Annotated in this window: 6 protein-coding genes; 5 read left to right on the top strand and 1 reads right to left on the bottom strand. The window is 63.2% G+C overall.

Translation table 11 applies throughout. The annotated features are described in order from the left end of the window. Positions 1 to 13: 13 nt before the first annotated feature. The gene (locus QRN25_RS13470; RefSeq protein ID WP_285019869.1) at positions 14 to 679 is read left to right on the top strand and encodes a TetR/AcrR family transcriptional regulator; all 666 of its coding nucleotides are present in this window, start codon (positions 14 to 16) and stop codon (positions 677 to 679) included. Here the strand turns inward: QRN25_RS13470 and QRN25_RS13475 are convergent. Beyond that, complete coding sequence (locus tag QRN25_RS13475) at positions 663 to 1613, bottom strand: YihY/virulence factor BrkB family protein (protein WP_285019861.1); 951 nt, start codon at positions 1611 to 1613, stop codon at positions 663 to 665. The genes QRN25_RS13470 and QRN25_RS13475 overlap by 17 nt on opposite strands. A 230-nt stretch (positions 1614 to 1843) precedes the next feature. Here QRN25_RS13475 and QRN25_RS13480 point away from each other — a divergent pair, with 230 nt between their 5' ends. The 4 genes from QRN25_RS13480 to QRN25_RS13495 are packed head-to-tail and all read left to right on the top strand — an operon-like array spanning position 1844 to position 8995. After that, complete coding sequence (locus QRN25_RS13480) at positions 1844 to 4165, top strand: autotransporter assembly complex protein TamA (protein WP_285019862.1); 2322 nt, start codon at positions 1844 to 1846, stop codon at positions 4163 to 4165. Continuing rightward, entirely contained in the window at positions 4165 to 8430 is a 4266-nt protein-coding gene (locus QRN25_RS13485) for a translocation/assembly module TamB domain-containing protein (protein ID WP_285019863.1), read from the top strand. The genes QRN25_RS13480 and QRN25_RS13485 overlap by 1 nt, the downstream gene beginning before the upstream one ends. Next, complete coding sequence (locus QRN25_RS13490; protein ID WP_271183291.1) at positions 8430 to 8621, top strand: hypothetical protein; 192 nt, start codon at positions 8430 to 8432, stop codon at positions 8619 to 8621. The genes QRN25_RS13485 and QRN25_RS13490 overlap by 1 nt, the downstream gene beginning before the upstream one ends. Positions 8622 to 8677: 56 nt before the next feature. Further along, on the top strand, positions 8678 to 8995 hold the full coding sequence (locus QRN25_RS13495; protein ID WP_285019864.1) for a PilZ domain-containing protein: 318 nt from the start codon (positions 8678 to 8680) through the stop codon (positions 8993 to 8995). The last annotated feature ends 204 nt before the right edge of the window (positions 8996 to 9199 follow it).

The raw sequence follows: 9199 nt of genomic DNA on the forward strand, positions 1-9199 counted from the left end.
GGCATCGAAAGCGGTGAGAGGGCGAAGGCCAAGCCATCCGGACCGGCGCGAGGAAATCCTTGCAGCGGCCGCTCGCCGCTTTGCCGAGTTCGGCTTCGAGGCGACCACCGTGCGGCAGATTGCCGACGACGTGAACATCCTGTCGGGCAGCCTCTATCATCATTTCGCCACGAAGGAGGAAATGCTCGATTCTATAGTTCGCGATGCGGTTCTCGACCAGAGGGGACGGGCACTGCGCATCGCGGCGCTCGATATCGACGCTGAAGTGCGCTTCGTCACCCTCATTGCAGAGGAACTTGCGGCTCTGGCGGATCGCCTCGAGGCTTATGCCATCATTTTCAGCGAGCGAAAATTCTTCCGTCGCAGCCCGGATTTTCTCTACCTCATGAAAGCCCGCAAGGAAGCGTTCGAAGCCTGGCGCTTCGTTCTGGACGAGGGCGTGTCCTCGGGACAGTTCCATGGCGGAATCGACAGCTATCTGACCGTGTCTACCATCATGCGCATGCTCAATTCCGGTGCCGACTGGTATCGGCATGAGGACGGCTCGCCGCTGGATGCGATGGCAAATTATTCGCTGAAGGCGCTTATCGCGTTCTACTCAGGATTTGCGCTGCGTTCAGTTCGTGCAGCGGGGCGCGGGGAAGCGCCGATCCCTGCGCCCCTCACGCTTCCGGGCTAGCACCGTCCGCGCGTCGCCGCTCGGCCTCGGCGCGATGGTGCTTTCGCCGTTCGAGTTGCCTTGCTGAAGGCACGCCGTCGTCGATCAGATCGGCAAGGACTGCTCCCCTTTCCCCGGCAGGACGCGGGGGGCCGACGGTAGTGTCGCAAAAGGTCTGGCGCTCGATCTCCGCGTTGAGCAGGGCACCGAGAAGTACGCCATATGCGGAAAGGAACAGCCACATCAGGAACACGACGATGGCCGAAAGCGAGCCGTACGTCGCGTTGTAGTCGCTGATGTAGGCTACGTAGAGCGAGAAGCCGAACGAGACTGCCAGCCAGAGCAGCGTCGCCAGCAGTGAGCCGGGTGCGAGCCAGCGCCACTTGGCAGGGCGGCGGTCGGGGCCGTAGCGCATGATCAAGGCGAAGCCGGCGCTGCCAAGCGAGATCGCGGCTACCCAGGTCAGGATCTTGAAGGTCAGTTGGGTGGCGCTCCCGAGGTATACGCTTGTCTCCGTCTGCAGCCACGCGAAGACGCCGCCGGATAGCACGCCGGTCAACGCCAGCAGAATCGCCGCGAGCGTAAGTCCACCGGTGCGCAAGGTTCGGGCGACGACGCTGCGCGTCTCGCGCTCTTCGTTGATGATGTTGAGCGCGCTGACCATTCCGCCTGCCGCGCGCATGCCTCCATAGATCGCGAAGAACAACGCGATGACGAGCGCGAGGCCGGTCACTCCGGAGTTGGTGGAGATGATCCGCAGCAACTGCTCTTCCAGAAGGCGGGCGACCTCCGGCGGCACCACGTCGACGATGCTGTCCATTTGCTCACGCACCATGCCGACGTCGGCAACAAGTCCGTAAACCATCACGGTTGCCGCGATCAGCGGGGTCAGGGCAAGAAACGTGTAGAACGCGAGGCCTGCCGAAAGAAGGCCCAGTTCATGGAAGCCAATCATCACGTAGACCCGCTTCACTACCCTGAACCACGCCGCACGCGGCATGGCCAGGGGGGACAGGGCATCCGATCCGGGGACGATTTCCGTTGCGGCGTTGCTTGCCGGCGTTCCGACGCTATTCACTACGAGCCTGTGTGAACGAGGGAACTTTCGCTGTTGCAATGCGATAGGCATTCTCAGGAGGGGCCGGATGTACCGGTTCGGCAAAGGGGTGATTCGTCGCGGTGTCCATGTTCAGGCTAATCGATCATCGGCCGGATCGTTCCCTGTCCCTGCGCCATGGATGTGCCGGCGGTGCGGTTGCCTTGGTCCTTGCACTTGGCATCGCCGTGCCTTCGGGCAGTGCATCGGCGCAAGCGCAACCTTCAGAGGAGGCGGCACCGGCGAACCAGCCCTCCTCGCAGCCTGAAGGCAAGGCAGTCGACCTCGAGGCGGGTCAGGTAAAGGTGCCGGCGCCACCTGCCGACTCTACTTTGCCGCAAGTCGATCCGATCATCCCTGACGGCGAGTTCAATTCCTCCATACCTGCGCTCGACGCCTCAGATGACCCCGAACTCGACAAGCCGCTCGAATCGATCGACGCGTTCGAGCGTCGCATGGCGGAGCAGCAGAGCGGAGCGAAGCCGGCAGAAGGTACCTCCCCTCCCGCTGGAGATCCGGCGCTTGCGGATGGCCAGGCTGTCGAAGAGATCGGCGATGCTCCTGTGCGCGATGCTGAACTGACTGCCCCCTTGCCGCCCATCGACCAGTTCGAGGTTACCCCGGTACAGATCGCCGAAGGAGAGGAAGGTGATAAGGATGTCGAAGTCGGGTATCGCATCGACATCAAGGGGCTCGATCTCGCCGACAAGGAAACGGGTGCCGACCTTGAAAGCCAGTTCAATTCCGCGTCGGCTCTCAAGAAGGGCGATGGCAAGGCGGCCAATTCTGCGATGGTCGCGGCACGGCTGACCGAAGACAGCCAGTTGATGCAGACGGTGCTCGCTTCCGAGGGCTGGTACAGCCCGCAAGTGCGTACACGCATGGACCCGTCGTCCGATCAAGCCGATCCAAGTCTGATCGCGGTCATCCAAGTTAATCCCGGCAAGCGTTACGTGTTCTCCGATATTCAGGTGAAGGCCGACCCGACAGTTCCTTCCGGTCTGATCGCGGACAACTTTCCCCTCAAGGTCGGCGAACCTATCGTTGCGGAGCGCGTGCAAGGTGCCGAGGCGCGTGTCGCGGTAGCGCTGCCCGAGAATGGCTACCCCTTCGCTGAAGTGGGCCAGCGCGACATCCTGCTGGATCAGGACGCGGGCGACGGCGTCTATACGCTCCCGGTCATGGTCGGGCCGCGCGGCCGCTTTGGCGGTTTCACGACCGATGGCGACATGGCCTTTGATGCCGATCACATTCAGGTGCTCGCACGGTTCAAGCGCGGCGAGCTTTACGACAGCCGCAAGGTCGACGATCTGCGCAAGGCGCTCGTCGCCACGAGCCTTTTCTCGACTGTAGCGGTTGAGCCGCAAAAGACCGGCGAACAGGTCGGTGATGGCACCGAATACGTTACGCTGCACGTCAAGCAGGATGCAGGGCCTCCGCGCACCATCGCCGGATCGCTCGGCTATGCGGCGGGTGAGGGCATCACCGCCCAGGCGACCTGGACCCACCGCAACATGTTCCCGCCCGAGGGTGCCCTGATCGCCCATGCCATCGCTGGTACGCGCCAGCAGGGTGCAGGCGTGACCTTCCGGCGCTCCAACGCGGGCAAGCGTGATCGGACGTTCGAACTCGTCGCCGAGGCCTTCCACAACGACTACGACGCTTACAGCGCCTACACCGGCCGCATCGCGGCGCGCATCGCCCGCGATTCTACACCGATCTGGCAGAAGCGCTATACTTATGCCTTCGGCGTCGAGATGCTCGGTACTGCCGAAACCGATTATGACGCGGCAAGCGGTGGACGCAAACGGCGCACCTACTACGTGGCCGGGCTCAACGGACAAGTCGGGTTCGACACCTCGGATGATCTGCTCAACCCGACCAAGGGTTACCGCCTCACTACGCTCGTGCAGCCCGAGGCGACGGTGCGCGGAGGGTTCGACCCGTACGTCCGCGCCCGGCTGGACGCCTCAACCTATTACCCCTTCAGCGACAGCTTCGTCCTTGCCGGAAGGATGCGCCTCGGCACGATCCAAGGTGCGGGGCTGTTCGATATTGCGCCATCGCGCAGACTCTATGCAGGTGGCGGCGGCTCGGTTCGCGGTTTCGCCTATCAGGCTCTTGGCGAACAGGCGCCTGACGGCAATCCGGTCGGCGGTCGCAGCCTCAACGAAGCTTCGGTCGAGGCGCGCTATCGTTTCGGCAACTACGGAGTCGTCGCCTTCGTCGATGCGGGGCAGGCATATCGCGAGACAATGCCGCAGTTCAATGACTTGCGCTACGGCGTCGGCATTGGCGGCCGCTTCTACACCAACTTCGGACCGATGCGGCTAGACGTGGCTACGCCGATCAACCGGCGCCCGGGCGAGTCGCGCTTCAACCTTTACGTATCGATTGGGCAGGCGTTCTGATGGCCGGCCCCGAGGAGAACAACGAAGGCATGCCGCCGCAGCCGGAAACCGAAACCACCGAAGTCGTGGTGCAACAGCCATCCCGCTGGCACCGCGTCCGTGTGAGGGCACTCAAGACTGTTGCCTTCGTGGTGCTGGGCGTCGTCGCCTTCCTTCTCGCGGTGGTTCTCGGGATCAATACGGGGCCGGGACGTCGCTTCGTCGCGGACCAGATCGCCGCGCTCGAGTTCGAGAACGGCATGAAGATCTCCGTCGCAAGGATCGACGGGTCGCTCTACGGCAAGATGATTCTGCGCGGGCTCTCCGTGCGCGACCCGCGTGGCGAGTTTCTATACTCTCCGGAAATCCGCATCGACTGGCGCCCTTTCGCCTACCTTGATAACCACGTGGACGTGCGCAGCGCTACGGCGCAACGGGTGATACTGCGCCGCACGCCGCATTTCCGCGCCACGCCGCCCAGCGACGCGCCTTTGCTGCCCGATCTCGACATCGACTTGGGCGAACTGTGTATCGACCGCTTCATCGCCGAGCCCCCTGTCTCCGGCCAGAGGCGCATCATGACCGTCGCGGGGCGCGCGCACATCGCCGACGGCCGTGCGCAGGTCAGTGCGAAGGGCGGCACCATCGCCATTGATGGCAAGGGTGGCGGGGACCGGTTCAACGCCGTGCTCGACGCTGTGCCTGAGCGCAATCGTCTTGGTCTCGACGTCGATTTCGACGCACCGAAGGGCGGCCTCATCGCGGGTCTTGCCGGCTTCACGCAGCCGGTCACTCTCAAGCTTGCGGGCAAGGGCGACTGGGCGGCATGGAACGGCAAGCTCGATGCGAACCTAGGCAGCGGCGAACTGGCAAGATTGGCGCTGACGGCGCGGAACGGCACGTTCGTTATCAAGGGGCCGACGCGCTTCGCCCAGATGTTCGCAGGGCCGACCGCCAGCCTTCTCGGGCCGGTCACCAGCGTCGATCTGACCGCAGCGTTCGAGAAGCGCCGCGCCAGACTGTCGGGCATGATTTCCAGCGATGCCTTCACCCTGACTCCGAGCGGTCTCGTTGATCTCGGAGAGAACCGGTTCGAGAGCCTCAAGCTCGCATTCGTCCTCCTCAAGCCTGCCGCTCTGGCCGAGAACCTGAGCGGGGCGGGTCTGACCGCCGAGCTAGCCCTTGATGGCGCGTTCACTACGCCCTCGGTCAATTACCAGCTCGCTGCAAGGCGACTGGTGATGAATGACATGGGGCTGGAGAGCCTGACCGCGCGCGGTGCGGCCAAAGTCGATGCAGGGCATATCATGATCCCGGTGGCGGTGAGGGTCGGTCGCATTACCGGCCTCGATACCGTCGCGGGAGGCAAGCTCGACAACGTCACGCTCAATGGTGACCTTGCAATCGAGGGCACGCGCATCCTGTCCGACAACATGCGCCTGCGTTCGAATCGCATCGATGCGGGGCTGATACTCGTCGCCGACGTGAGCAAGGGTCTCTATACCGGTGCAATCGATGGCAAGATCGACAACTATCGTGTCGATAGTGTCGGTATCTTCAATATCCGCACCAACATGGACCTCAAGACCGAGGGACAGGGTTTCGCCTTGCAGGGCACAGTGCGGGCACGGTCTACCAAGCTGCTGAACGAAAGCCTGCAGACCTATCTCGGCGGTAATTTCTCGGCTTCTTCCAACGTGAAGTACGGTTCCGACGGCATCGTGCGCTTTTCCAGTGTACGCATGAATGCGCCTCTTTTGCGGGTTACCGGAGGGCAGGGCAGTTGGTCACCCGATGGACGCATCGCGCTCGCTGCGAATGGTTCGTCGCGCCAGTACGGTGCTCTCGGTGTTCGGGTGACCGGGACCATCCGCAATCCCGATGCACATTTGACGGCGGAGCGACCGGGGCTGGGCATTGGTCTCGCAAATCTGGATGCACGGATCAAAGGTGCGCCGGGTGGCTATCGCCTCGACGCCAAGGGAGATACCGATTACGGCCCGTTGCGAGCCGACGTGACGCTCGGGCTCGGCAAGCAGACTTCGGTGCAGATCAACAGTGCCAATCTTTCCGGCGTCGATTTCGCGGGTCGTATCGTCCAAACGCCTGCCGGTCCCTTCGCGGGGCAATTGACGGCCAATGGTAACGGTATAGGCGGGCTCGTGCGGCTGGATGCCGACGGCAAGTACCAAGCGGCCGACTTCAACCTGCGCGCCAAGAACGCGATCTTCGACGGGCCAGCCAAGCTATCCGTCGGCTCTGCCATCGTAGACGGTCGTGCGGTGCTCTACGACCAGCCCTACGTCGTCGCCGACGCGCAGATCGCCGGCACCAGCATCGGCGCGCTCGACCTAGCGGCGGCGCGCGTGCTTGTCGATTATCGCGATGGGCGAGGCAAGGCGAAGGGCCTCATCGAAGGCGTCAGCGGTGTGCCGTTCCGTCTCGGCCTCAACGCCGACATGCAGCCAGAAATGTGGCGGGTGGCGCTGCAGGGCAGGGTCCGCGGCTTGGACGTCAAGACGACCACGCCCGCCCGCATCGTTCCCAAGGATGGCACTTACGAGCTGTTGCCTACCAACATCGCGTTCGGAGGCGGCAGCCTCAAGCTGGCCGGCTCGTACGGCGAAGGCATGAAGGTGCAGAGCCGGATGGAGGGCGTCGATCTCGCCATCCTCAACGCCTTCGCCCCTGGTTACGGTATTGGCGGCAAGGTCAGCGGCAGCCTCGACTTCGAACAGGCGAGCGCAACCGCGTTCCCCCGTGCGGATGCGCGCCTGACGCTCGACAACTTCACCCGTACCAGTTCATCGACCGTAAGCCAGGGTGTCGATATCAGCTTCGTCGGCAAGCTGCTGCCGGACGGAGGTGAAGGTCGCGCAGTGTTCCGTCGTCGAGGTACCGTGATCGGCCGAATGGCGGCGAGCCTGAAGCCGCTGCCGTCGGGTGATGGTCCCTGGATGACGCGCCTGATGGATGCCCCGCTGGGCGGTGGTATTCGCTACAACGGTCCGGCCGAGACCCTGTTCTCGTTCGCGGGGCTGTCCGGGCAGACGCTCACCGGCTCTGTCGGGCTGGCGGCGGACTTTACCTGCCGTGTGTCCAGTCCATGCATCAATGGCGTCGTGCAGGGGCGCGACATGGTCTATGAAAACATCGCCTACGGCACGCGCCTCAGCCGCATGGCGCTGGCAGGCAGGTTCACCGGGGATTCGCTGGAGCTGACCTCGCTGACGGCAAAGGCCGGTGACGGTAACGTCAGCGCCAGCGGCCGTGTAAGCCTCGCCGCCGACGCCGGTTATCCAATGGACCTCACCGTAAAGCTCGACCGCGCGCGGCTGGCGCGTAGCGACGCCCTTTCGGCGACCGCAACGGGAAATCTGAGGCTGACCAAAGCGGCGGGCGAGCCTGCGCTACTGGCGGGTGAGATCAAGTTGCCGGAAACCCGTTATCAGATCGTGCGTGAGGGGGCCGCGCAGATTCCGCGCCTTACGGGCGTGCGCTTCAAGCCGCCGGTCGGGCCGCAGCGCATCACCGGCGACGAGTCTGCGCCTGCGGCTGCCAGCGCCTTCGCACTGATCCGTCTCGACTTGCACTTGCGCGCGCCTGAAAAGCTCTACGTGTCCGGAATGGGGTTGGAATCTGAATGGAGTGCGGATTTCAACGTCACCGGTACCAGCGCGGCGCCATCGCTCTCCGGCGACGTCAAGCTGGTGCGTGGCACGCTGGGCTTCGCAGGGCGCTCGTTCCAGTTGAGCGATGGGCTGATCTCGTTCAACGGCGGCTCGACTATCGATCCGACCGTCCAGATCACAGCGACCGACGACATCGAGGACGTCACCGTTAACGTGAACGTCACCGGCCGCGCAATGAACCCACAGATTGACTTCTCCTCCGATCCCAGTCTGCCGGACGACGAAGTGCTTTCCCGCATCCTGTTCGGCAGCTCGATAGCCAACCTTTCGGCCTTGCAGGCAGTGCAACTGGCATCCTCGCTCAATTCCTTGCGCGGCACCGGCGGAGGTTTGAATCCCCTTGGCAAGCTGCGCTCGGCGGCGGGTATCGATCGCCTGCGCATTCTTGGGCCGGATGAACAGTCCGGGCGCGGCACGGCCGTTGCTGCTGGCCAGTATCTGACTGACGACATCTACGTCGAACTTATCACCGACGCGCGTGGCTTTACGGCAACGCAGTTGGAAGTCAGTGTCACGAAGTGGCTGTCGGTGTTGAGCCAGGCTGGCGGCTCTGGGGTGAACAGCCTGAACGTGCGCATCAAAAAGGACTACTGATGCGCGTCGGCCTGATTACTGCGCTTGTGCTTGCGGCCATTCTGGGAGGCTGCAAGCGCGAGCCGACGTTCGAGGAGCGGTATAAGGCGGCGAACAAGACGATCGTGGATCGCGCTAGGCAGATCGATGCGCAGATTGCCGCCACAGGTTCGCCGCCCCTCGAAGAAGACGGTGTCTCGCCAGAGCACTGAAACGTCGGGTTTACTTCTGATTGCTAGGGACGCCTGGGCAAGCAGAAGAGGTCACCATGCTCCCTGAAGTGAACGATCGACTGGCAGGGCGCCGCGCGGTGCTTATGCAGGCGCGCTGCCGCAAGTCGAGCTGGCATGTCTTCCCGGTCGAACTGAGTGACATCTCGCAGGGGGGCTGCAGCATCGTCGGCAGCGCCGAAATTTTTGTCCGCGATGAACCGATCCAGCTGCGAATTGCGAACTTCAAACCCATCGCAGCACACGTGCGTTGGCTGAAAGGCAACAAGGTCGGTGTCGAGTTTCGCAGTGCGCTTGCCGGCAAATTGATCGAAGAATTGGGGCGAGCTTACGGGATGCCGATCCGCACGGGATAGTGTGCGGATTCGGCAGGAGCAGTCAGTTGCCCGCGGGTCTTGCTGCCAAGCGTAGCTAGCCTTGGCGCATCCATAGCCTCTTGGTTATGGGGTGCGTTAGCTGCGTTCCTCGTGAGAAAACGATGGTTGCATCAGTTTGGAGTGGAGGGTGGTGGACGCACTTGGGCTCGAACCAAGGACCCGCTGATTAAGAGTCAGCTGCTC

The organism is Novosphingobium sp. fls2-241-R2A-195 (assembly GCF_030209485.1).
In the GTDB taxonomy this organism is placed as follows: domain Bacteria; phylum Pseudomonadota; class Alphaproteobacteria; order Sphingomonadales; family Sphingomonadaceae; genus Novosphingobium; species Novosphingobium resinovorum.